27 protein-coding genes and 1 tRNA gene are annotated in these 23,952 nt (G+C 31.4%); 13 read left to right on the top strand and 15 right to left on the bottom strand.

Going from position 1 to position 23,952, the window contains the following annotated elements:
* Window positions 1–28: 28 nt before the first annotated feature.
* Entirely contained in the window at window positions 29–757 is a 729-nt protein-coding gene (locus HA143_RS00845) for an NnrU family protein (protein ID WP_209082786.1), read from the bottom strand.
* A gap of 83 nt (window positions 758–840) precedes the next feature.
* Between HA143_RS00845 and HA143_RS00840 the strand changes: the two genes are divergently transcribed.
* Window positions 841–1,785 (top strand): LysR family transcriptional regulator, encoded by a 945-nt coding sequence (locus tag HA143_RS00840; RefSeq protein ID WP_209082785.1) that lies wholly within the window; start codon window positions 841–843, stop codon window positions 1,783–1,785.
* A 6-nt stretch (window positions 1,786–1,791) separates the two neighbouring features.
* Here the strand turns inward: HA143_RS00840 and HA143_RS00835 are convergent, their stop codons facing one another.
* Both HA143_RS00835 and ndhM read right to left on the bottom strand, forming a co-directional pair.
* On the bottom strand, window positions 1,792–2,418 hold the full coding sequence (locus HA143_RS00835; protein ID WP_209082784.1) for a DUF3172 domain-containing protein: 627 nt from the start codon (window positions 2,416–2,418) through the stop codon (window positions 1,792–1,794).
* A complete protein-coding gene (gene ndhM, locus HA143_RS00830; RefSeq protein ID WP_209082783.1) occupies window positions 2,415–2,762 on the bottom strand; it encodes an NAD(P)H-quinone oxidoreductase subunit M in 348 nt (115 codons plus the stop codon). The genes HA143_RS00835 and ndhM overlap by 4 nt, the downstream gene beginning before the upstream one ends.
* Window positions 2,763–2,852: 90 nt before the next feature.
* Here ndhM and pds point away from each other — a divergent pair, with 90 nt between their 5' ends.
* Window positions 2,853–4,253, top strand: coding sequence for a 15-cis-phytoene desaturase (gene pds, locus HA143_RS00825; RefSeq protein WP_209082782.1), 1,401 nt, complete (start codon window positions 2,853–2,855; stop codon window positions 4,251–4,253).
* A 34-nt stretch (window positions 4,254–4,287) separates the two neighbouring features.
* Complete coding sequence (locus HA143_RS00820) at window positions 4,288–5,196, top strand: phytoene synthase (RefSeq protein ID WP_209082781.1); 909 nt, start codon at window positions 4,288–4,290, stop codon at window positions 5,194–5,196.
* On the opposite strand, the gene HA143_RS00815 is transcribed toward HA143_RS00820, so the two are convergent.
* A complete protein-coding gene (locus tag HA143_RS00815) occupies window positions 5,197–5,616 on the bottom strand; it encodes an RNA recognition motif domain-containing protein (RefSeq protein WP_209082780.1) in 420 nt (139 codons plus the stop codon). It abuts the gene before it with no gap.
* 59 nt (window positions 5,617–5,675) lie between these two features.
* On the bottom strand, window positions 5,676–6,896 hold the full coding sequence (locus tag HA143_RS00810) for a CCA tRNA nucleotidyltransferase (RefSeq protein ID WP_209082779.1): 1,221 nt from the start codon (window positions 6,894–6,896) through the stop codon (window positions 5,676–5,678).
* A gap of 14 nt (window positions 6,897–6,910) precedes the next feature.
* Between HA143_RS00810 and HA143_RS00805 the strand changes: the two genes are divergently transcribed.
* Both HA143_RS00805 and HA143_RS00800 read left to right on the top strand, forming a co-directional pair.
* Window positions 6,911–7,162: a Ycf34 family protein gene (locus HA143_RS00805; RefSeq protein ID WP_209082778.1), complete on the top strand. Its 252-nt coding sequence runs from the start codon at window positions 6,911–6,913 to the stop codon at window positions 7,160–7,162.
* A gap of 9 nt (window positions 7,163–7,171) precedes the next feature.
* The gene (locus tag HA143_RS00800) at window positions 7,172–7,825 is read left to right on the top strand and encodes a molecular chaperone (RefSeq protein WP_209082777.1); all 654 of its coding nucleotides are present in this window, start codon (window positions 7,172–7,174) and stop codon (window positions 7,823–7,825) included.
* Window positions 7,826–7,829: 4 nt separating this feature from the next.
* On the opposite strand, the gene HA143_RS00795 is transcribed toward HA143_RS00800, so the two are convergent.
* From HA143_RS00795 to rpaB, 5 genes are read right to left on the bottom strand one after another with little or no spacing between them, the layout of a single operon-like run.
* The gene (locus HA143_RS00795; protein ID WP_209082776.1) at window positions 7,830–8,450 is read right to left on the bottom strand and encodes a lysophospholipid acyltransferase family protein; all 621 of its coding nucleotides are present in this window, start codon (window positions 8,448–8,450) and stop codon (window positions 7,830–7,832) included.
* Between the two features lie 5 nt (window positions 8,451–8,455).
* A complete protein-coding gene (gene fabD / locus HA143_RS00790) occupies window positions 8,456–9,352 on the bottom strand; it encodes an ACP S-malonyltransferase (protein WP_209084360.1) in 897 nt (298 codons plus the stop codon).
* 19 nt (window positions 9,353–9,371) lie between these two features.
* Window positions 9,372–10,379, bottom strand: coding sequence for a beta-ketoacyl-ACP synthase III (locus tag HA143_RS00785; protein WP_209082775.1), 1,008 nt, complete (start codon window positions 10,377–10,379; stop codon window positions 9,372–9,374).
* A 54-nt stretch (window positions 10,380–10,433) separates the two neighbouring features.
* Window positions 10,434–11,840 (bottom strand): phosphate acyltransferase PlsX, encoded by a 1,407-nt coding sequence (plsX, locus tag HA143_RS00780; RefSeq protein ID WP_209082774.1) that lies wholly within the window; start codon window positions 11,838–11,840, stop codon window positions 10,434–10,436.
* Window positions 11,841–12,587 carry a response regulator transcription factor RpaB gene (rpaB, locus tag HA143_RS00775; RefSeq protein WP_209082773.1) on the bottom strand — a complete coding sequence of 249 codons (747 nt, stop codon included), beginning with the start codon at window positions 12,585–12,587 and terminating at the stop codon, window positions 11,841–11,843.
* A gap of 107 nt (window positions 12,588–12,694) precedes the next feature.
* On the opposite strand from rpaB, the gene radA reads away from it, so the two are divergent.
* Window positions 12,695–14,044 (top strand): DNA repair protein RadA, encoded by a 1,350-nt coding sequence (radA, locus tag HA143_RS00770; RefSeq protein ID WP_209082772.1) that lies wholly within the window; start codon window positions 12,695–12,697, stop codon window positions 14,042–14,044.
* 7 nt (window positions 14,045–14,051) lie between these two features.
* Here radA and HA143_RS00765 read toward each other — a convergent pair whose 3' ends face one another.
* Window positions 14,052–14,573: a photosystem I assembly protein Ycf3 gene (locus tag HA143_RS00765; RefSeq protein WP_209082771.1), complete on the bottom strand. Its 522-nt coding sequence runs from the start codon at window positions 14,571–14,573 to the stop codon at window positions 14,052–14,054.
* Between the two features lie 119 nt (window positions 14,574–14,692).
* On the opposite strand from HA143_RS00765, the gene HA143_RS00760 reads away from it, so the two are divergent.
* Genes HA143_RS00760 through HA143_RS00750 form a run of 3 tightly spaced genes read left to right on the top strand, consistent with a single transcriptional unit; the run spans window position 14,693 to window position 18,588 of the window.
* Window positions 14,693–16,990: a heavy metal translocating P-type ATPase gene (locus HA143_RS00760; RefSeq protein ID WP_209082770.1), complete on the top strand. Its 2,298-nt coding sequence runs from the start codon at window positions 14,693–14,695 to the stop codon at window positions 16,988–16,990.
* Window positions 16,991–17,629 (top strand): dTMP kinase, encoded by a 639-nt coding sequence (gene tmk, locus HA143_RS00755; RefSeq protein ID WP_209082769.1) that lies wholly within the window; start codon window positions 16,991–16,993, stop codon window positions 17,627–17,629. It abuts the gene before it with no gap.
* A complete protein-coding gene (locus HA143_RS00750) occupies window positions 17,626–18,588 on the top strand; it encodes a DNA polymerase III subunit delta' (protein ID WP_209082768.1) in 963 nt (320 codons plus the stop codon). The genes tmk and HA143_RS00750 overlap by 4 nt, the downstream gene beginning before the upstream one ends.
* A gap of 3 nt (window positions 18,589–18,591) precedes the next feature.
* Here the strand turns inward: HA143_RS00750 and HA143_RS00745 are convergent, their stop codons facing one another.
* Complete coding sequence (locus tag HA143_RS00745) at window positions 18,592–19,374, bottom strand: response regulator transcription factor (protein WP_209082767.1); 783 nt, start codon at window positions 19,372–19,374, stop codon at window positions 18,592–18,594.
* Between the two features lie 406 nt (window positions 19,375–19,780).
* Here HA143_RS00745 and HA143_RS00740 point away from each other — a divergent pair, with 406 nt between their 5' ends.
* From HA143_RS00740 to HA143_RS00725, 4 genes are all read left to right on the top strand, one after another.
* A complete protein-coding gene (locus HA143_RS00740) occupies window positions 19,781–20,140 on the top strand; it encodes a DUF7326 family protein (RefSeq protein WP_209082766.1) in 360 nt (119 codons plus the stop codon).
* Window positions 20,141–20,869: 729 nt separating this feature from the next.
* Window positions 20,870–21,007, top strand: coding sequence for a hypothetical protein (locus HA143_RS00735; RefSeq protein ID WP_209082765.1), 138 nt, complete (start codon window positions 20,870–20,872; stop codon window positions 21,005–21,007).
* Window positions 21,008–21,945: 938 nt separating this feature from the next.
* Complete coding sequence (locus HA143_RS00730) at window positions 21,946–22,257, top strand: hypothetical protein (protein WP_209082764.1); 312 nt, start codon at window positions 21,946–21,948, stop codon at window positions 22,255–22,257.
* 109 nt (window positions 22,258–22,366) lie between these two features.
* Window positions 22,367–22,600 carry a hypothetical protein gene (locus tag HA143_RS00725; protein WP_245210825.1) on the top strand — a complete coding sequence of 78 codons (234 nt, stop codon included), beginning with the start codon at window positions 22,367–22,369 and terminating at the stop codon, window positions 22,598–22,600.
* A 126-nt stretch (window positions 22,601–22,726) separates the two neighbouring features.
* Here HA143_RS00725 and HA143_RS00720 read toward each other — a convergent pair.
* From HA143_RS00720 to HA143_RS00710, 3 genes are all read right to left on the bottom strand, one after another.
* A tRNA-Asn gene (locus tag HA143_RS00720) sits at window positions 22,727–22,798 on the bottom strand.
* Window positions 22,799–22,847: 49 nt separating this feature from the next.
* Window positions 22,848–23,522 (bottom strand): ABC transporter ATP-binding protein, encoded by a 675-nt coding sequence (locus HA143_RS00715; protein ID WP_209082763.1) that lies wholly within the window; start codon window positions 23,520–23,522, stop codon window positions 22,848–22,850.
* A gap of 8 nt (window positions 23,523–23,530) precedes the next feature.
* Window positions 23,531–23,803, bottom strand: coding sequence for a hypothetical protein (locus HA143_RS00710; protein WP_209082762.1), 273 nt, complete (start codon window positions 23,801–23,803; stop codon window positions 23,531–23,533).
* Window positions 23,804–23,952 lie beyond the last annotated feature (149 nt).

Here is a 23,952-nt window from a genome sequence, read left to right as displayed (position 1 = left end):
AAAAACTTATATCTTAGATTTTAAACTGTCAATTGAAAAATTCCGACAAAAATGATGAATTAAATGTTTTAACAGCAATATTTATATACTGATGGGACCACCAGAGTACTCCTATTGCAATTAATATACCTAGTTGAGATAACCTAAAAAATTCTTCAATTTTAAATTCTTGCCTTCCTTCAAGAATTGCCATAAAGGGGATTATGGAAGTATTTTTTTTAAACTTTGCAAATTCCTCTCCAAATCTTTTCGCTAATCTCTGATCACCATGCCAAATAGCAAAAAGATGGTGCAAAATTAACCCAATAGAGGTTATTAAAGTGAATGATGTACCAATCCATAAAGTATGAGCAAAACACCAAATGATCTGACCAAATGCTTGAGGATGTCTTGTGATTCTAATTATTCCGGTTCCGTAAATTCGCACTTTAGGTTTTAAAACTGAGGGAATTTCCAACAAATTGTAAGTGGCGGGATATAAAAAGAAGAAACTTATTGCAGTCAAAAACCAAACAATTACAAAAACAAAATTATTTCCCTGAAAATTCCATAATCTTATTCCATCATATCTGTGAGCCAAAAAATAACTAATCAAAATAATGGCAGATGGCAAACTTAAAAACACAAAACATAACCTCCATAATCTTGGTCCCATAATAGATTCCGCTTTAATTCTTAAAGCAGCTCCACCACTATGAATTACTGCAAAAATCAAAATCAAGGATAAGATTATTAGAGAAGTTTGATGAGTCTCCATAAATTCATACTATGTCAAATAAATTAGCTCTTAACAAGAATACTTCTAAGTATTAGAATTATAAATAAGATTAGGCATAATAGATGCCCGAATTACCATTTACTCTAGACCAATTAAGAATATTAAAAGCTATTGCAGCTCAAGGAAGTTTTAAAAAAGCGGCTGATCTGTTGTATGTAACTCAACCTGCTGTGAGTTTACAAATACAAAATCTAGAAAAACAACTTGAAATTACAATTTTCGATAGAGGAGGTAGAAAAGCTCTTTTAACTGAAGGAGGAAAACTTCTACTTGAATATTGTGAACGAATTTTGAATCAATGCGACGAAGCTTGTAAAGCTATCGAAGATTTAAATAGTTTAAAAGGTGGAACTCTTGTCATTGGAGCCAGTCAAACAACGGGTACTTATTTAATGCCAAGAATGATAGGACTATTCAGACAAAAATATCCTGAAGTATCTGTTCAACTGCAAGTGCATAGTACAAGAAGAACTGGATGGAGTGTCGCCAATGGACAAATTGACTTAGCCATTATTGGGGGACAATTACCAAGCGAATTAGAAAATTTACTAGATGTAATTCCATATGCGACAGATGAATTAGCATTAGTTTTACCCTCCAAACACCAACTTTCAAAGAAAAAAGAGCTTATAAAAGAAGACTTATACAAATTAGATTTTGTAACATTAGACTCTCAATCTACTACAAGAAAAGTAGTTGACAAACTTCTTCAGGAATCCGGACTTGAAATTCAAAGACTAAAAATTGAGATGGAACTTAACTCTCTTGAAGCAATCAAGAATGCGGTTCAATCAGGTCTTGGAGCTTCATTTTTACCTGTTGTTTCAATTGAAAGAGAATTAGCCGCTGGAACAATCCACAAAGCATTCGTTGCTGACTTAGAAGTTAAAAGGTCACTTAAATTAATTACTAATCCATCAAGGTATACTTCAAGAGCATCCGACGTGTTTAAGAAGAATATACTGCCAAAATTTGCTAGTTTAGAAAGCCCTTTATATAAAATATAAATTTGATCAGAACTGAATTGCTTCTTTATTGATGCCTACTCCTCCATCTTCGGCTTGTCCATCGCCTTTGATTATAAATTTATTTTCATTTACATCAGTCTGATAAACGCACTTAACTATTGGTTTATCTCTTATAGATCCAATATAAGCAAAAGTATTCATTCTTTGCTTACATTCTCTTACATCTTCATTACTGATTGCCCCTTGTTTTTGTAAGACTGTCCAATTTTCTCTACGAATTACACAACCTGGCTGAAGAGCTGGTTGTGTTACAAAACTCGTTGATGGATTCAAAGTTGTATACATTTCAACATCAATCACAAAGGCGCTTGCACCCCATTGCCTACAAAATTCAGGATCTGGAACAGCCATATCTAATTGTTGTTGACTAGCTATATTTCCCTGGCCACCATCCGTTGTACTAGTAATCGCGCTTCCAATACCAACACCGAGAATTAAAACTCCCGCAAGAACAGCTATAGTTCCTGTACTGAAATTAATCTTTTGATCAGCAGTAGAAGTAGGCAATCTACTATTCCTTTGTCCATAAGAATCAATTTCTCTAGGATTTGAGTAGTAATTTCTTCTATTCGAGCCTCTCCTTGGCCTTCTATTTGAGGGTGGTCTATTCACAGTACTTCATTTGTTTTTGGTAAACCCATTGAATAATTCATTACTCTACAATCAGGGTTATAACTTAATTGACCATTTTGAAGCAAAAATTTGATTAGACCTTCAATTTCTGATCCTATTTTACGAAGTTCATAATCATCTAAATCCTTTCCTGCTCTATCTTTTATGAGTTCATTAAATTTTGCATTTATTTTATTCAAAGCATCTTCATTCCAAATAAACTCGTTATCGGGATCTAAATCAAGAGTCAATTTGTGTGGATGAAACTGCAATTCTTCATTAACTACTTCAGCAGTAAAAATTCTTACATGTCGAGTAGTTGATTTTAAAAGCATTTTTTCCATAATTTTGCGAAATAATCAACAAAAAAAACTATAATGTTCTAACTTTAATGTAGCTTATTAGTAAGTGTTAATCTATTTCTTAATTTAATAATGCGTATTGTAATTGCTGGTGGAGGTTTAGCAGGTTTATCTTGCGCTAAATATTTAGTTGATAATGGTCACATTCCTATAGTTCTCGAAGCAAGAGATGTGCTAGGAGGAAAAGTTGCTGCATGGAAAGATGAGGATGGAGATTGGTATGAAACTGGTTTGCATATATTTTTTGGAGCCTACCCTAATATGTTGCAACTTTTCAAGGAATTAGATATTGAAGACAGACTACAATGGAAAAGTCATTCAATGATCTTTAATCAACCCTCCGAGCCAGGAACTTATAGTAGATTCGACTTTCCAGATATTCCAGCTCCTATGAATGGAGTTTCAGCAATACTTAGCAACAACGATATGCTTTCATGGAATGAAAAGATTCTTTTTGGATTAGGGTTAGTGCCTGCAATGTTAAGAGGTCAAAAATATTTAGACAAATGTGATACCAAATCATGGACAGAGTGGCTCAAAGAACACAATATTCCAGAAAGAGTTAATGACGAAGTTTTTATAGCCATGAGTAAAGCTTTAAACTTCATTGGGCCTGATGAAATATCATCTACAGTTTTATTAACAGCACTCAACAGATTTTTACAAGAAAAAAATGGATCAAAAATGGCATTCCTTGATGGATCTCCGCCAGAAAGGCTTTGCCAACCAATGGTTGAATATATTACTGCTCGTGGTGGAGAGGTTCACATGAATAGTCCACTAAGGCAAATCAACCTAAATGAAGACAGCACTGTTAAAAGTTTTACTATTGCTTCTTTAAATAAAAATGAAAAGACAGAACTTACTGCCGATGCTTACGTTAGTGCAATGCCTGTAGATATCTTTAAATTAATGCTTCCAAAACAATGGAAAGGTTTAGAGGTTTTTTCTAAATTAGATGGTTTAAATGGTGTACCAGTAATTAATATTCATTTATGGTTTGACAAAAAATTAACGGATATTGACCATTTACTATTCAGCAGATCACCACTCCTAAGTGTTTATGCAGATATGAGCATAACATGCAAAGAATATGAAGATCCAAATAGATCAATGCTTGAATTGGTTTTTGCACCAGCAAAAGATTGGATAAACAGGAGCGATCAAGACATCGTTGATGCAACTATGGAAGAACTAAAAAAATTATTCCCCACACATTTTATGGGTGATAAAAAGACAAAATTAAGAAAATATAAAGTAGTCAAAACTCCAAGATCTGTTTATAAGGCAGTTCCTGGATGTCAGGATTACAGACCTAACCAGAAATCTCCAATAAAAAACTTCTTCTTAGCTGGAGATTATACTATGCAAAAATATTTAGCATCTATGGAAGGCGCTGTCTTAAGTGGTAAATTGTGCGCGGAATCAATTCATAAGGAATATTCCAAAACACCTCAAAATGTTTCTCAATAACATTAAAAAAATTCATAAATTCAGCTAAAACTTTTTGAAAAATTCAATTTCTCAACTAGATCAGGCATATGAAAAATGCCGTAAAGAAACTCAACAATGGGCTAAAACCTTTTACTTGGGAACTCTTCTACTCCCAATACAAAAGAGAAAAGCTATTTGGGCTATTTATGTATGGTGTAGAAGAACAGATGAAATAATGGATAGCATAGAAGCTTCCACTAAATCTCAAAATGAGCTTGCAGATGATTTAGATGCATGGGAAGAAAATACAAAGAATGTATTTAAAGGAGATATTAAATCTGATTTAGATGCAGTTTTAGTAAATACAATTGAACAATATCCACAAAGTATTCAACCTTACCTAGACATGATAGAAGGTCAAAGGATGGATCTTAATAAATTTAGATACAGTGATTTTGATGAATTAAAACTCTATTGTTATAGAGTCGCTGGAACCGTTGGTTTAATGACTCAGAATGTCATGGGGATTGATAGGGCTTATACATCAGCCCCATGGAGTGCTAAACCTGACCCCTCAGAAGCAGCTATAGCTTTAGGAATTGCTAATCAATTAACTAATATATTGAGAGATGTCGGAGAAGATAGACAAAGAGGTAGAATTTATCTCCCACAAGCAGATTTAGAAAAATTTAACTATTCTGAAGAAGAACTTTTAAAAGGCTCAATAAATAATCAGTGGAAGGCACTGATGAATTTTCAATTAACAAGAGCTCGCGATTGGTTTCAAAAGTCTGAAGAGGGGATTAAATGGCTATCTTCAGATGCAAGATGGCCAGTTTGGACATCCTTACGTCTCTACAGAGGAATATTAGATTCAATTGAAAGGTTAGACTATGACGTTTTTAATAACAGGGCTTTCGTAAAAAATTCAGTAAAAGCTTTTGAGATTCCTATATGTTTTTTAATTTCTCGAATTAAATAATTAAGCAGGTGTCTTTTGGTTAGCCAACAAATCTTTTAATTTAGATAGTTCACCCGCCCATCTTAGATCAGGTGCTTCAAGATTAGGAGCATCACTGTGTACAATTTTCTTGAAATCTTTCCTTTTTTTATTCTTATTAAGGTTGCCACTATTTCTTTTATTGGAAACAGAATCTTTCTTTTCTGATAGCTCTACCCTGATTTTGGAACCATTAAATTCAAAACCATTTAATTTTTGAATTAATAAATTAGCATTCTCTTCATTATTTGCTGTCGCAAAACCAAACCCCCTGCATTCCTTAGTTTCTTTATCTAAAACTGCTTTAAATCTAATTGAATCAGAAACTGATTTTAAAATTTTATCAAATTCTTTTGGATTAAATCCTTGTGGTAAGTTGCCAATGTAAATGCGAATGCTCATAAATTTTTAAAAAATAATTTTGAAGTCTGAACTTCTAAACAAAACTAAGCTATGTGTATTTAATCACATTTTGGCGCATTTTGTTCAATCCATTGCTTTGCTTTATAAATAGCTTCATCAAAATTATTCAATCTTTTGTATGCAAGCTCCTTGGAAAGATACTTTAAAAGCTTTCCTAAGATAGGCCCATCCTTTAATTTCAAATTTTTTTTAATTAAGTCTCCATTAAGTAAATTTGAGGGATGAAATAATTTATCGTCCTTGTCACGCCATCTATTTAGCCAATCAAAGCGTAATTTTTGAGGTAAATAAAAAATAAAAGATGGAAGAAAAATCTCTAATTCTTGATGGAATTCAAATCTATCTAATTCATTTAACTGTGCGATATTTTTGTTCTTCAACAAAAAGTGCCATTTTCGCAATAACTTAGTTTTTGCAATTGCAGCTTTACTAAATTTAAGTTTTTCTAGAGATACTTCATCTAAAATCTGGGTAATAAAAAATAATGGTAAAAATGTCTCCTTTTCATCATTATTCAGTACTTCAAAATTAATTTTCCTTAAATCCAAAAAAAAGGAATCTTTATATAACTCATCAGATCCAAAGATATTAAATTTTTTTACCAAAATTACTGCCTCAAGGGCATTTGCCCCATTTACTATTTTCTGTATTTCATAATTAATCCTCTCTTTGGCAACAAGAGATAGGTTCCCTTTATTTTTTTTTATAAAAGTAATTAACTTTAGATCAATTTTAAAACTCAATTCTGAAACAAAACGCAAACATCTTAATATTCGTAAAGGATCAGCCAATAAATTTTTTTCTGAATATGTTCTCAACAAAGAAAATTGTAGATCTTTTAGGCCATTTAATGGATCAACCAAACACTTCTTATCAAATAAAAAAGCAATTGAATTAATTGAGAAGTCCCTATTAGTCAAATCTCCCTCGATAGTAGAAGAAATCTGATTAGCAATATCAATTGAAATATGATTAAAAATAATTCTTACTACTTCTCTTTTTTTATCCAAGATTATCAATTTAGAGTCAGTATTTTCTGCAATCTTTTTCCCAATTTCAATAGCATTTAAAGGTACAACAATATCAACATCTAACTCTTCAGTAAATCTTCCCAAAATAATGTCTCTTATGTAACCACCAACTAAATATGATCCCTCAGGTAAAAAAGATAAGATAGAACTCCAATTATAAAATTTTATACTTCTTTCTACTTCATGAATTATTCGTGTATGATCGGTTAGAATTTTATTAATTTTCATTTTATTTATTAATCATGTGCATTTGCATCAACTGTAAATGGGTTGATAGATGTATCACATATCATGAAGTGGAAAACAATCATGATGTTGATAATATTTGTGCTGCGCCTGATTTTAAAGCAAAAAAACCGTTTATTCATGTCAGTATAGTTAAAGATAAAAATGGTACTTATAAAACTGATTGGGATGTTCAATCTTGTGAAAGTTTTACTAATGAATTTGGTAAATGGTCTAAATGTAATCCAGGAATGGAATTGCCTGTTTAAAGGTAATAGATGACACATAATCTCAAACCAAAACAAAACCACCCAACATTAGTAATTCATAGCACGGACAATTCTTTTGGCTTTGGATATAGAAAAACCAACAAAATCGAATCTGATGCATTATTTATAAAAAAATTTGATAACGACTTATGTAACAACTTGATTGTTGAATTTAACAAATTCATTTCCAAAGACAATTTACGAAAAGTGAATAAGATATCTGTCAGCATAGGACCAGCAAATTTTAATGCTTCAAGACTTATTGTAGTTTTAGCAAGAACTATCTCACAACAAATAAGTTGTCCTTTAGACAGTTTTAGTGCATTTGAAATAATGGCAAAAAGAATCGCATCAAAAAATAATATTTTTTCAAATAAACAATCATTCTGGATTTATAAAAAATTAAAACGAGATGGGTTTATTGCTGGTAAATACACAATTTGTCATAACGCAACAAAAAAAGCGGATCTATTCATAGAAGAAACAGTTTTACCAAAAGTTATTAAAGAATTGGACAGTAAAGAACTTTTTTTTGAGGCTAAATATGAGGATGAAGAAGATTTAAAAGCATTATTAGATTTATCAAATAAAGGGGGGTTAAATGCAAATTTAAATTCATGGCAAAAAGTTTTTCCACTTTACCCCATTTCTCCAATTAATTAAATATTCATCCAATCAAATTATTAATATTATCTTGAAGGTAAATGGTTACAGAATTTAGATCATCTCTTGATGAGCTTTGGGGCGGTTGAACAGGTTTACCCACTTTAATAACTATTTTTGAAAAGAAAGGAATACAGAATTTAAATCTTACTAATCTATGTGAATTAACGATTGCAACAGGCAATAATAATTTTTGATTTTTATAGGCTAGTAATGCAGCTCCTTGTTTTGGCTTGTTAACTCGCCCATTTTTTTGACGAGTACCATCAATAAAAATCCCTATACAATTGTTATTTGATAATTTTTTACATGCTGTTTTAATGGTATTTTTATCAGCAATTCCTCTCTTTACAGGATAGGCTCCACAAGACTCAATAACAAAGCCGAGAAAAGGAATTTTAAAAAGCTCTGCCTTGGCCATAAAAGATATATTCCGTCCAAGAGCATGTCCTAATAAAGGCGGATCCAGTAAAGAACCATGATTAGAAACCATTATAAAAGAATCTTTTTGCGGAATATTCTCTCTACCTATTAAATGACCTTTAAATACAAATTTATAAATGGGGAATACAAAAAATTTACTAATAAATTGATAAATTAATTTTTGAAAAATATCATTGTCCATACTAATTAATAAGTTAATTGATCAGAAGATGAAACTTGAGAAATTTTTACATCCTTCAGATGTCTTTTTCCTAAACCGCTAAGTACATTTGAGGGGCCAATTTCAACAATATGAAGATCACTATCTTTTGCCATTAAATCCATAGTTTCTCGCCACCTCACTCCATTACACATTTGATTTTCTAATCTAATTTTAAGCTCATTTGGATTGCTACACAGTGAAGGGTCATAATTACTTATGACTGGAAAAGAAGGATTTTTAAATTTAATCTGTTTTAAATACTCAGCAAATTTTGCTGAAGGTTCATGCATAAATGGCGAATGAAATGCACCTGAAACATTTAATTTCAAGAATCTTTTACAAGAAATTTCTCTCGATAAATTATCTAATGCTTCATTAGATCCTGATAAGACAACTTGGGAGGAGCTATTATCATTAGCAATGACAATTTCATCAATTTTTTTTACTAATAAATCAAGTTGATTTCTATCAAAACCAATTACTGCTGCCATAGATCCTTTCCCAGCATTTACCATTAATTGAGATCTTACTTTTATTAGTGATACACAATCTTCGAATGAAAATACATCCGCACAATATAGTGCCGTAATTTCTCCTAGACTATGCCCAGCAACATAAGTTGGTTTGAACCCGTTATCCTTTAAGGCATCTAATAAAATCGATTCAACTAAAAAAAGACAAATTTGTGTATTTATTGTGTTATTCAAATCACTAAGAGGATTTGTGGGTTCAGAATTTAATGTACAAATATCAAATAAATTCCTCTTAAATATCTCAGAGGCATAACTAAACCTCTCCATTGTGTTTGGCAAATTTTCAATTTGTTTGGCCATTCCAATTTTTTGCGAACCCTGTCCAGGAAATACCCATGCAACTGTCATAATGTTCCTATTGTTGTTGTTAACCCCATCTAATGAGGGCTGCACCCCAACTTAGCCCAGCCCCAAAACCACTTGAAGCAATAATATCATTTTGTTTAATTCTATTATTTCTAATAGCCTCATCCATCATGAGTGGAATTGTTGCTGCTGAAGTATTTCCATATTTTTCTAAATTACTAAGAATTTTTTCTCTAGGAATTTTTAACCTATCCCCTACGGAATCTAATATTCTTTGATTAGCTTGATGCAATACAAGCCAATCAACTTTATCAGAACTATAATTTGTGTTTCTAAACAACTTTTCCAGAATTATAGGAACTTCTCTAACTGCAAATTTATACACTTCCTGTCCATTCATCTGAATTGGAGAAAAACCTCCACTTAAAAAATCAATGTTATCAATTATTGAATCCTTATTATTTGTTGATGGAAGATTAAGAAAAGAACCCCTTTCTCCATCAGTTCTCATATCAAAACCAATGAAATTATCAAATTCATTTGTGGCTTCAACTGCTAATGCTCCCGCCCCATCTCCAAAGAGAATACAACTTCTTCTATCATTCCAATCAACAAAGCTTGATAATTGATCTGCCCCTATAACAATAGCCCTTTTAAAGCTCCCCCCTTTTAAGAATTGGGTGGCTGTTATTAAAGCGAATAAAAAACCACTACATGCTGCAGTTAAATCAAAAGCTACAGCATTATAGGCCCCCAATTTAGCTTGAATAGAAGGCGCTGAACCAAATAAATCATGAGGAGTAGACGTAGCTAAAACAATCAAATCAATCGTTTTAATATCCCAATTAGCCATTTCAATTGCATTTAGTGCTGCCTCATAACCCATCTCAGTGACATTATCTTCTAATCTAGAAATTCTTCTCTCAGAAATGCCAGTTCTAGATTTTATCCATTCATCACTTGTATCTACCTTTTGACTAATTTTTTGATTGGTTAGTACTTGATCAGGTACATAACTGCCAATTCCTTTAAATGAGACTCCAATCTGGTTAACTTTTATTCCTTTCAAAAGAGTTTTTTTAGTTACTTATATAAGTCAAACATAAATTTGACGCAATATGTTTTATGAATTTAAAACTTGAAGCTTTTGAAGTTGATTTAAATTTGCCATTACGTCATGATTCACTGCCGAGTGAGCCAAGCGAAGAGCGCTAACAACTGATAAGGACTTACTGCTACCATGACCGATCACGCAAATACCATTTACCCCAAGTAATAAGGCTCCTCCATGTTCGGCATGATCTAACCTTTTTTTAATTCTGATTAAATTACTTTTTAAAAAAGCTGAACCAACTTTACCCCTTCTCCCTCTTGGCAGTTCAGATCTCAAAATATCTAATAAAACACCTCCCACAGACTCAAGAAATTTTAATAATATATTGCCGGTAAAACCATCACATACGACTACATCGAAACTACCTGACAATACATCTCGACCCTCACAATTTCCTCCAAAATCTAAACTTTTTTCAGTAGATAGTAATTGAAATGTTTTTAGGGATAAATCATTACCTTTGCATTCTTCTTCTCCAATATTTAAAAGACCAATTCTTGGTTTTTTAACTTGTAAAACATCTTTTGCATAAATATTCCCGAGAAGAGCAAACTGATGTAGATAAGAGGGTTTACAATCAGTATTTGCACCAACATCTAAAACTAATACAGGGCGAGTTTGATCCCTTGTTGGAAATAATGCGCCTATAGCTGGTCTCTCAATCCCTTTCAATCTACCAATTCTAAATATAGCAGAAGCCATCATCGCTCCCGAATTACCAGCTGAATAAACAGCTTGGGCTTTATTATTTTTTACTAAATCCATAGCAACATTTATACTTGCGTTTTTCTTTTTTCTCACTGCAGTAGCTTCTTCATTCATCCCTATAGGCTCTCCACTATCAATTAATTCAAGACGATTATTTTCTATTTCTTTTTCAAGCGATTGTAATAAACCAATTTTATCTGCTGCATTTTTAACTTTGTCAATTTTGCCAACAAACTTGATATTTATCGGAAATCTACTTATAGCGTCAAGGCAACCCTCGAGAATTGGGCCAGGAGCATAATCTCCACCCATACCATCAACAGCGATCCAAATTCTCTTAGATTGCGTGTCATACCCTTTATCTAAAATATTATCGCTATTTTGTAATCTTTTTAATGGGTCAAAAACCAATGGCTGTAATGTATTCCTAGCCAATGAACTAGCATTTGAAACTACGGTACTTGCAGTATTCACAACAGACTCAGCGCTTGAAACTACATTACCTGCAACATTACCTGCAACATTACTAGCTGTGCTTACTACAGATCCAGCACTAGAAACTACGTTACCAGCAACATTACTCGCCGTTACTGCAGAACTAGCTGCAGTATCTACTATTGAAGTTACAGCCGAGTTTCTTTTATACCAAATAACTAATCTTCTGATAGCTCTGGACTTATTAATTTTCTGTACAGTTTCTTTCCCCATTTATTTACCATCAAAAGGAGCAATATCTACAATTCGCTGAAAAAGATATCCTGTACCTCTTGCGGTTAATATCAATTCAGGATTTGCTGGATCAGCCTCAAGTTTAGATCTTAATCTTGATATGTGTACATCGACGACTCTTGTATCTACATGTCTCTCGGGTGTATATCCCCAAACCTCTTTTAAAATCTCTCCTCTACTAAATGGCTCTCCTGACCTACTTACCAAAAGCTCTAAAAGACTAAATTCCATACCAGTTAATCTGATTCTCTCATCGCTTTTAAAAACTTGTCTTCGATTTGTATCAATTTTTATATCAGTAACCAAAATTAATCCTGAATTAGGCATCCCAGGAATTTGGTCTTTATCAATTCTTCGTAAAACGCACCTAATTCTAGCTTCTAATTCCTTAGGACTGAATGGTTTTACTACATAATCATCAGCCCCTAATTCTAAACCTGTTATCCTATCTGCAACATCTCCTAATGCAGTTAACATAACAATTGGAACATCAGAATCTTTTCTTAATTCTTGACAAACACCATAACCATCTAACTTTGGCATCATTACATCAAGTACTACTAAATCAGGCTCATAATCTTTAAATAACTTTATTGCTTCTTTACCATCACATGCAGTTACAACTTTGTAACCAATCATGGAGAGACGCGTCTCCAGAATTCTTCTAATACTTGCCTCATCATCTGCGACAAGTATTGTTTCTTTAGTTTGACTAGATAACGCCATTTGTTTCTATTAGCTAATCAGTAAGAGAATTTATTATTAACCTAATCTAACTTGTAGAGGGGCAATATCCCAAACATTCTAGTTCCATTAATTTATTCAGAAACTAAATGTCTAGCAAATTGTCAACTTTTATTTGTCAAAATTGTGGAACTGAAACTTCTCAATACTTTGGGAAATGCCTTAATTGCAACTCATGGAATTCCATTGTTGAAGAAATTAAAAGCAAGAGTTCTACATATAAAACAATAAAAAATAGTAAGAAAGCTATACCATTTAATGAAATTTCATCTCAAAAAATTTCAAGATTTACCACTGGATTCAAGGAATTTGATAGAGTTCTTGGAGGTGGGATAGTCCCTGGATCTGTTGTTCTACTAGGAGGAGAGCCAGGTATAGGTAAAAGCACAATCGTTCTTCAATCAGCAGGACAAATATCTCTCAATAAGAAAGTTTTATACGTTACTGCAGAAGAATCTTTAGAACAAGTAAAAATCAGATGGGAAAGATTAAATCAAAATAGTATTGATTTGAAAATTTTTGCAGAAACTAATTTATCCCTAATTATTGAAGAGATCAAAAGTGTAAATCCAAGTTTTGCAATTATTGATAGTATCCAAGCTATCCATAATCATGAGATGGAAAGTTCGCCAGGATCAGTTTCTCAAGTTAGAGCTTGTTCATCTGAATTACAAAATCTGGCTAAAAACAATAATATTGCACTTCTAGTAATTGGTCATGTTACTAAAGATGGGGCTTTAGCTGGTCCAAAAACTCTAGAGCATTTAGTTGATGTAGTAATAAACTTTGAAGGAGATAATATTTCCTCACATAGATTACTAAGAGGTATAAAAAATCGATTTGGATCGACCTTTGAAATCGGAATTTTTGAAATGCTTGAAGAAGGACTAAGAGAGATAAACAATCCAAGTTCAATCTTTACAAATAAAGAAAATATTTCAGGAGTAACAACTACGATTACTAATGAAGGTACTAGGCCATTCGCAGTAGATATTCAAGCTCTGGTAAATAAAACTTTTTATAGTAACCCAAGACGAACCACAACTGGAATTAGCATCAACAGATTACATCAAATTCTAGCTGTTATTGAAAAACACGTGGGTATTAAATTATCTGAATTTGATTGTTATGTAGCTACTGGAGGTGGTTTTGAGATAAATGATCCTTCATCTGACTTAGGTGTAGCAATATCAATTATATCAAGTTTAAAAAATATCCCTCCTTTAGCGAGTAGCTCATTTATTGGAGAATTGGGTTTGAGCGGTCAAGTGAGAAAATCGAATAACCTTCGAACAAAGATAGAAGAGGCTGCAAGACTAGGGATCAAAAATATCGTGGTACCAATATTAGAGGAGGATCGAAATAATTTTAAAAATTTAATCAATATCAAAGAAATTTCTAATATTAAAGAAGCAGTTGAGTATGCCTTATTAAAGTAAATATTTATTAGAGATAGGTATCAATAGAACTTCTTCCTGAGTTTTTCAGCCAATTCTCAATATCAAGATAGCCACCAGGATATAATCTTACTGCTTTAGACCATACTTCAGCAGCTTTATCAAACCAAATATCTCTCTGGTCTAAATCACCATTTTGTTCCGCATACCTTCCCCTTTTCTCATAAATTAAACCTATATTCTTAAGACATGATGGTTGTTTAGGATTTTCAACTAATGCTTTTTGATACGTTTCAATAGACAAATCCTCTTCACCGTTACTCATATATATTATTGCCATATTTTTTAGAGTTTCACCTCTATCTATTTTATTTTCTTCAAGCAATAAACTCTCTTTATAATACTCTAATGCTTCCGAATAATCCCCATTATTTTGAGCAGCTAGACCATCTCTATAATAAATGTAAGCTTTTTTTTCCTTCTCTGCAATCGGCATAATTTTAACTATAGATTCAGCAATTACAGTAAAAGCTTTATCAATAAAGTTGTCTCTGTTTTGATTACTAGGCACTTCTTAGATCTAATAAAATTAATATAGTAATTTAAAAAATAACTATTTAAAAAGTCTATAACATTTATTATTATAGTTAAAAATTAAGACAAGCATTAATTTGCTTCTATTGTAAAAATATGGATAGCATTCAATTAAGCATTACAGGAATGAAATGTGGAGGTTGTGTAAGTACTGTTGAAAAAATATTGAATAATTCTGATGGCATTGAAAATGTTTCTGTTAACTTACTCACTGAAAGTGCATATTTTGAAATTAGCCAGAAACATATAGAAATAGAAACAGTTCTTGAAAACCTAAAAGAAAATGGTTTTCCATCAAAGATTTATATAAATGATTTCTCAAAAAAAATAAATAAAGCAGAATTAGAAAAAAAAAAGAAATGGAATAATCAATGGCAGAAATTAACTTTTGCACTATTACTATTAATATTTTCAGGTTTAGGACATCTTGCGGAAGGGAGATATATAAATTTGCCAATATTAGGGAATATTTTTTTTCACGCCTCCTTAGCAACATTAGCTTTACTATTTCCTGGAAGAGTAATAATTATTAATGGATTTAAAGCATTTATAAAGAACCGTCCAGATATGGATTCTTTAGTAGCTCTAGGAGTAACTAGTGCATATGTAACAAGTCTTCTATCGTTGATATTCCCAGCTACTGGTTTCCCTTGTTTTTTTAATGAGCCAGTTATGCTACTAGGATTTATTCTTATAGGGCGTTTCTTGGAAGAAAGAGCTAGATATCAAACTAGTTCATCCATTGGAGAATTATTAGATCTTCAACCTGAAATGGCAAATATCTACACAGAAAATAATAAAATAAAATCAATAAGAGTAAACGCTTTAAAACCTGATCAAGAAATTCAAGTTTTAGCAGGTGACAGAGTACCAGCTGACTGCATTGTTACTCAAGGTCATTCATATATTGATGTCTCACATATTACTGGAGAATCCAAACCTATAGAAGTCAAGGTAGGGGAAAATTTATCCTGTGGATCTCTAAATCTAAATTCAACTCTTAGACTTAAAGTAAAAAAAGTCGGCGGAGATTCTTCTCTTGCAAAACTAGTCAGTCTTATTGAGTCTGTAAACGCTAATAAACCCTCAATGCAAAGAATTGCTGATAAAGTTGCAGGCAAATTTACTTACTTTGTCCTCTTATTTGCAACTTTGAGTTTCTTTTTTTGGTGGAAGGGAGCAAAGCAAATTTGGCCTGATTTATTAAGTCATAATCATCATCAATTCATAACAAACTCCAGCCATACACTGCATAGTTCGCTTGGTAGTAATGCTGACAATTTCCTAAATTTAGCAATTCAATTGTCAATTGCTGTTTTAGTAATAGCTTGTCCTTGTGCACTAGGTTTAGCTACACCAACAGTAATAACCGTCGCATCAGGTAAAGCTGCAAAAAAGGGTGTTTTATTTAAAGGAGGCGATAAAATAGAGATGGCTGCAAAAATTAATCATATTATTTTTGATAAGACAGGTACCTTAACAAAAGGGAAGCCTTTCATTGTTGATTATAAAAATAATAATGATCATTCATTTTTATTAAGAATAGCTGCCAGTTTAGAAAAGGAAAGCAGACATCCAATTGCAAATGCCTTAATTCAAGAGGCCCAAAAACAAAATTTAAGTTTATTTCCAATAAAAAAAATTTTCACCGAATCAGGTAGAGGTATTTCTGGAGAACTTGATTCAATTGATGGAGTTATCAACATTGGAAATATTGAATGGCTACTAAGCAAAGGAATAATTATTGATAGTAATGCAAAAAAAGTAATTGAAAATCAAGAGAAACAAACTAATACAATTATTGGAGTGAGTATAAAAGATAAGTTATTTGGCTTTATTTTGTTAGGAGATTTACTCAGGGATGATTCAATTAAAACAGTTCAAAATTTAAGAGAAAACAAATTTAAAATTAATATTTTAAGTGGAGATAGAAAACAAACAGTTTTAGCTTTAGCAAAAAAAATTGGTTGTAGCGAAACGGAAGTAAAATGGGATCTTCTTCCTCAAATGAAACTTAATATTATAGAAAATTTAAAAATCAATAATAAGGTAGCGATGATAGGTGATGGAATTAATGATGTCCCAGCCTTAGCATCCTCAGACTTAGGAATTGCAGTGGGGTCAGGGACTCAAATAGCGAAAGCAAATGCAGATGTAGTATTGATGGGAGATCAACTACTTGGATTACCCTACGCCTTAAATCTTGCAAAAAAAACCATAAGCAAAATAAAGCAGAATTTAATATGGGCTTTTGGTTACAACCTACTAGCTATACCTATAGCCGCCGGTATTTTATTCCCCAAATACGGTATTCTTCTTACTCCCTCAATAGCAGCATTATTAATGGCTACTAGCTCTATTACAGTTGTTGTTAATGCTTTATCTTTGGATTAAATGAAAGGAAAATTTATTGTTTTTGAAGGCATTGATGGATGTGGCAAGACGACTCAAATAGAAGAACTATCTAAGTGGCTTCCAAATAGTGGTCTATTAAAGACAGATTCTAAATTAATCACAACAAGAGAGCCTGGAGGCAGTCTTTTAGGAAAAAAGCTAAGAGAAATGATTCTTGATAATCATAAAAATAACAAGCCTACATCTCTTGCGGAATTATTGCTTTATTCAGCTGATAGAGCTGAGCACGTCTCAAAAATTATTTCACCTGCTTTAAAAAACAATGATTGGGTAATTAGTGATAGATTTTCCGATTCCACCTTGGCTTATCAAGGTTATGGAAGAAACATAAATTTAGAAATAATTAAAAATATTGAATCTATTGTTTGTCAAGGAGAATATCCTGACCTAACCTTCTTCTTAGAAATTTCTCCAGAAGAAAGTATCTTGCGAAGAAAGAATGACATTCCAGATAGAATAGAATCAGAAGGTATTAAATTTTTAGAAAAAGTAAATGAAGGCTTCAAACTAATTGCCAAAGAAAAAAACTGGAAAGTAATATCTGCCTCACAAAATATTAAAACTATTTCTAATCAAATTAAAGATACGTTATTAAAAAATTTTTCTAGTAAAAAATGATTGAGGTTAAAAAAAGTAATTTTTTATTTGATGACAAAGTCAATACTTATCTTAAAAACATAATTAAAAACAAATTATTTGTTAACGGTTATATATTTTATGGTTCAGAAGGAGTAGGAAAAAAACGAACGGCTTTTCAATTTATAAAAGAGATTTTCAAACAATCTTCCCCGAGCGAAAATATTGAAGATAAAATTATGAATAATAATCATCCTGATTTCCTAATTATCGAACCTAATTCTCTTTTGGAGAATAAAAGATCAAAAAATTCTGATCTTAAAAAAACAACCAAAAGTGGATCTGAGATTATTAAGATTGCTCAAATACGTAATATCAAAACTTTTCTAGGTCAAAAATCAATAAACTCGGACAAAAAAATTGTTTTAATTATTGATGCACACCTTTTAAACGAAGCAGCCTCAAATTGTCTATTAAAAACCCTAGAAGAACCGAATAATGGTATTTTTATTTTATTAACATCAAAATTAAATCTTCTTTTAGATACAATAATTTCAAGATGTCAAATAGTCAGATTTCGATCTTTTTCTGGTAAAGAAATAAATTCTATTTTAAAAGATTATTTAAATCCTTCCAAATTTAATATTAATAGTACATTAAAAATTCAAGACTTAATAAACTTTGCAAATGGATCGCCAGGTCAATTATTTGAGAATATTGAAATTTGGAATGAATTATCAGATGAAATTACAAGTAAATTAGATTCTCCTATAAAAGATAGTCTAGAAATTTTAGAAGTATCTCAATCAATATCTGAACAATTAGAGATTTATCAACAGATTTGTTTGGTTAATTTCATTGAAATTATTTGGTGGAGAAAAACAAAAAATATTGATCTGGTAAAAAAACTTGAAAATTTAAAATTTCTCTTAAGAAAAAATATTCAACCAAGGTTGGCATGGGAAATTACTTTTCTCAAAATTGCAATGGAAGATATATAAAATTTAATCTATTGCATAATTAATTAAATCAGGATTTCTTGCTTGAAAAAAATCTTGCTTGGCAGTTTCAATTTGAGCACCAATAGGTAACTCAAGACAATATCCAGCTCCATATACAGTTTTTATATATGTAGGCTTACGTGGATCTGGTTCTAGCTTAGTACGTAAGTGTCTAATATGAACTCTTATTGTCTCAATATCATCGTCAGGTTCATATCCCCATACTTCTTTAAGAATCAATGCTGGTGATACAGTTTGGCCATGCCTCTGTAAAAGACAATGGATTAATTCAAATTCAAGATGCGTTAATCTAACAGGAGATCCAAACCAGATGGCTTCAAATCTTTCCGGAACAAGAGTGAGAGGGCCATAATTTAAAATTTCTTGCTGGTTACTAGAATTTAACTGTGCTCTGTTGGTTCTCCTTAATAATGCTTTTATGCGTACATGTAATTCCTCTAAATCAAATGGTTTAGTAATGTAGTCATCTGCTCCAGCATTAAAACCAGTAACTTTATCTTTAAGGCCACCCAATGCTGTTATCATCAAAATTGGAATATTTGATGTTCTTTCGTCTCTTCTAAGTCGTTGGCATAAAGTTAATCCATCAACATTTGGCAACATTAAATCTAAGAGTATTAAATCTGGTGAGTATTGGAGAGCTAATGCTTGCCCTTTAATGCCATCTTCAGCTTTTTGTACATCGAAACCAGAATGTTCTAAATGCCTAGATACCAAATCACGCATATCACGATCATCTTCAATTAAAAGGATTGAAATTTTCATATTTTTATATACTATTAAATTAAAATTAAATTTTGTAGTACGATTCTCTCAAGAATTTAGAAAGATTGCTGAATTAATGTAAACAATTTTATCAATTAGGTTTATCAATTAATTCAATAATATCAGTGCATTAGAGAGAAATTACTAAATTTAAAAAATTTTAAACTTTACAATTTCTTTCGATTTAATTAACTATTCCTTAATAATCAGCGGAATATTTGCAATAAATAGTGATTGAATTTAAAAGAATAGCCAATTCTAAAGTGTCATAGTAAGGTTTTTAACAATGGAATACAATGGTGATTCTCAATTTCTAAGGAAACTTAAACTGATTTTTTAGCTTTGGATTTTTTCTCAGTGATTAAGCTAAGAATTTTGTCTATATTAAAAAAAATCTAATTAATTTATGAAAAAGAATTCATTGATCTATTCTGATTTATCAAAAAAACAACTAGAAAATCTTAAAGAATTTTATGTTCAAAAAAAAGTTGAATCGATGAGTGATCTAGAACTAAAACAATATGTACGAGAAATTATTTCTCATCAGATAAATGACACTATTGACAAAGAAGAAGAAATGGAAGCATGGAGAGAAATGTCAAATTTCTTTGGCGAGCAATTTGAAATAATTATCTTAGAAATGCGAACAAAATATAATGACGATAAAAATGTTCTTGAGGCAGAAATAGATCCTCAGAAACAAAGATTGGAATTACTGGAAAGGAATAATTTAGATCAAGAGAAAAAGGATATGTGGGATGACTAGAAGTTACTTAAAGGAATAATTTAGATCACACAAAAAGAAAATATAGTTTGACTATATGAACATAAAACCAACTAAATCACTTATTGCTTTAGTTGTATAGAGAATTTGATAATTATTGTTCTAAATACTGTTCTTAAAACATATAATTTATAGTTTATAATATTTATCTATATATAGCTTTATAAGGAATAATTATAATGTCCTAAGTACTGTTCTAAATAATATAATAAATTAGCTTTCTTGAAGATTTCCTGATAATATACTTAAAATTTATTTGAAATTTATTTTAATTCAAATTTTCATCAAATTTGATAATTTTAAATACTTGGAGTTACCTATCAAAAAAAAAGGGCATTTGTTTACCCACTACAAGACTTATAAGTCTGAATGGCAACAAAACTAAAGAAGTAACTTAAACTTCTTAATTATTGCTACTCCAGTCAAATGAGAACATATAGTCTTGAAAAAATACAAAGCAACTATACTCGAGTATTAATACCCTATGAATTTCAAGTATAAAACAGGACAATATATGGCTATATCTAGGAGATCTTATAAAACTATTCAATCAATTCAATTTCCTTCCACTATACCTAACTGCATTTAATTATGCAGGTTTAAACTTGAATGAGACTCCACAAGAATTAGAGCAATTTCCTAAGGAATTCCAAAATTTTTGGGAGAAGCAATGTAGAACGAATCCTACTAATCAGAATTGTTTAATTTATTGTGACTAAAAAACCACTTTTAAAATCTTTATCTTTTTTGGGAGAAGAAATAGTAATTAATACTGTAGATATTGGATCCCTTTGTCAAGTAAGTTATATACATCAGAAAACTCCTCACACAATAATTTCTGATAAGTAAACACTCTTCTCTCTAAATTAGGGTGTTTTTTTATTGGCATAAATCCTTTAAAGCTAAACTGGCACATGTGACAGTTTAGTAACATTCCCTTTGTCCCTTCCACGAAAAAGAAATTTATGGAATAATTTATTTATGTGTGAAGGAGTGGTTTTACTGAAACAGTGGAAACAAGGAAACACTGAATTTGGTAATCCCAGAAAAAGACCTCAAAAATAGGGGTCTTTTTTTTATGTATAAGAGATAAAAATATGGACGAATATTACTACCAAAAGACGAATACTGGACAAATAGAATTGCACTAAAGTGTCTAAATTCGTCTAGACATTTTTCATTAAGAAGGTAGTCATAGGGGAAAAAAGTCACTCAGAAGGAGACTTTGCATGACTTTTCGAGACTTTAAAATTCCCCGGGAGAGAATAAGGTTGATTCTTAGATACCAGTTAGGATTTTTTTTTGAACTAGAACTTCCAGTAAAAAAGATATTTCAGATGAAGAAAAGACAGGGATTTTTGCAAAATTTATATTTCACACTTGTTTCATAAAAAAAAGACCCCTTGTGGGATCTAGTTAGTTGGTATGAACCTTAAAATGAACTCCTCGGGCGGAATCGGGGTTGATACTTCCTGATAGTGTCTGACTGAACCCGATATAAGAAAAACCGAAAAAAGACATATTTCCCGACCATAATACCGACCATGAAAATTGAATATGAAAGACCCAGATTAAAGGATATGAAAAGTTTGATCCAAAAGAAAATACATGACAAATGCAATCATCATTAAAAGAGTTTTGGAAGAGAACTAAATGAAGATAATTGCAAAAGTTCGATATGTAGTGTTTCAAAAAAGATCTCACACAGTTGAAGTGCAAATTGCTATGCGTTATAAAAGAATTGAGAACTTAAGTGATCATCTACAAAGCAATTTTCACAAATAAGAATGTCATTGTTAAATAAATTCTCGATTAACGAGATCTTACTCTCAAGCAAAGAGGCATATCAAAAGGAACTCAATAACAAAGGTGTGGGTTCTCAAATAGGAAAGTCATTATTTAATAAATTCTCGATTAACGAGATCTTACTCTCAAGCAAAGAGGCATATCAAAAGGAACTCAATAACAAAGGTGTGGGTTCTCAAATAGGAAAGTCATTATTTAATAAATTCTCGATTAACGAGATCTTACTCTCAAGCAAAGAGGCATATCAAAAGGAACTCAATAACAAAGGTGTGGGTTCTCAAATAGGAAAGTAATTAGAGTTCCTCCTTAAAGAATGGTTCAAGTGTTGCCGAAACTGGTTTAGTGCGGTCTTTGTGTTTTTCAATATCGGTTCGCAAAATTGGCGTTTAGGTCTTCTGCACGTTGAAAAAAAATACAGGAGGAGCAACCGCAATGAAAGAAGAAATAGATTGGAAAAAAGAATTACTAGAAAGTGGTAAGTTCAATAATAAATTTTCAAAGAATATATTAGAAAATAGTGCAAAGAATTATATGCAAGAAATCTATATGGGATATATATACGCCATATGGAAGCAAATTAGAGGTTTGGATCTGCCTACCATAAGAAAGTCATTTACCGACCATAAACAAAAATAAGAAGAATATGATGTAACCTGAAAACGTATGTTTTACCCTTTATCTGCAAAAGTAAGGTCAGTACTAAAAAAGACATCATGTGAAGTCACATAATGTCTATCATAGATGAGAATCAACCGAAAGAAACTCCCCGGGCGGGATTCGAACCTGCGACCAATCGATTAACAGTCGATCGCTCTACCGCTGAGCTACCGAGGAATATAAGATGAATTTAGCTCTTTAAAGTGCCTTATGACAAGTAAAAAGATTAATTATATTTAAATTTTGATGGTTCTTGCCAGCCAGATAAAAAACCATTTTTCAACTCAGCTACTTCATCAGCATAAGTTAATTCTTCATAACGGTGAGTAATCCATAAAGCTGTTAAAGGTTTTTCATGGTCACTTGTAAGATTTTTAATAGTTTTTAAAACTTTTAATTGGCTAGTTTGATCAAGTAAAGCTGTCGGCTCATCTAAAAGAATAAAGTTTTTATTACTAATAAGAGCGCATGCAATAGTTAAGCGTTGTTTTTGCCCACCGCTTAAAGTATGAACTGGCCTTTTTTCAAAACCATTCAATCCCACCTGATCAAGCACATAATCAATTTTTTTTGTAATTTCATAGTCACTGATATTTTCATTAACATTAAGCAGAAGTTCGCTCCTGCAATTTGGCATCAATATTTGATGATCAGGGTTTTGAAATACCATCCCAATATTTGCTTGACAATTAACGATTCCATTGTTGGGTTTAATTATTCCACTTATTAATTTTAAAAGAGTACTTTTTCCACTTCCATTTTTACCGACGACCATCCAAAATCCAGTTTTTTTTATTGAGAAATTACATTTACAAATTAAATTTTCCTTTTTTTCAGGATATGAAAAAGAGACATCTTTGAAATGTATATAAGGAATTTCTTGTTGAAAAGAATCTCTCATTAATTGTATTAGTCTATGTTGAGAGAAAATCCTGGTCTTTTAGCTCCTCCTGCTACTGATGATTTTTCATATATCTGCACAGAAATAATTTCTTGAGCTCTAACAGCAATTAATTTATCTTGTACTTTGTCACACCTTAATTCAATCAATTTTGAAGTTTCTCCAGCTTCATTCATAGAACTTTTTATTTCATCATAAATTCTTTTAACATCCTCGAATTCTTTCTTTTGAATTGAAAGAGGAAAAGGTGAATATCTGAGACTTAGTTCCAGCGAATACATAATAATGATCAAAACCTTCCTTTATAATAATAAATATTCTTCCGCTGAAAGTTATTTTAAATTAAATTCTTTTGAGAAAATTATATAAAAGATCTTTAAATACAATTAAGATATAAATAGGAGATTTAATTCTGAAATTTAAATAATCA

The sequence above is a fragment of the Prochlorococcus marinus CUG1415 genome, assembly GCF_017696015.1.
In the GTDB taxonomy this organism is placed as follows: domain Bacteria; phylum Cyanobacteriota; class Cyanobacteriia; order PCC-6307; family Cyanobiaceae; genus Prochlorococcus_A; species Prochlorococcus_A marinus_AE.
The sequence above is the reverse complement of the archived record's forward strand: the minus strand, read 5'-3'. Positions and strand labels throughout refer to the sequence as shown.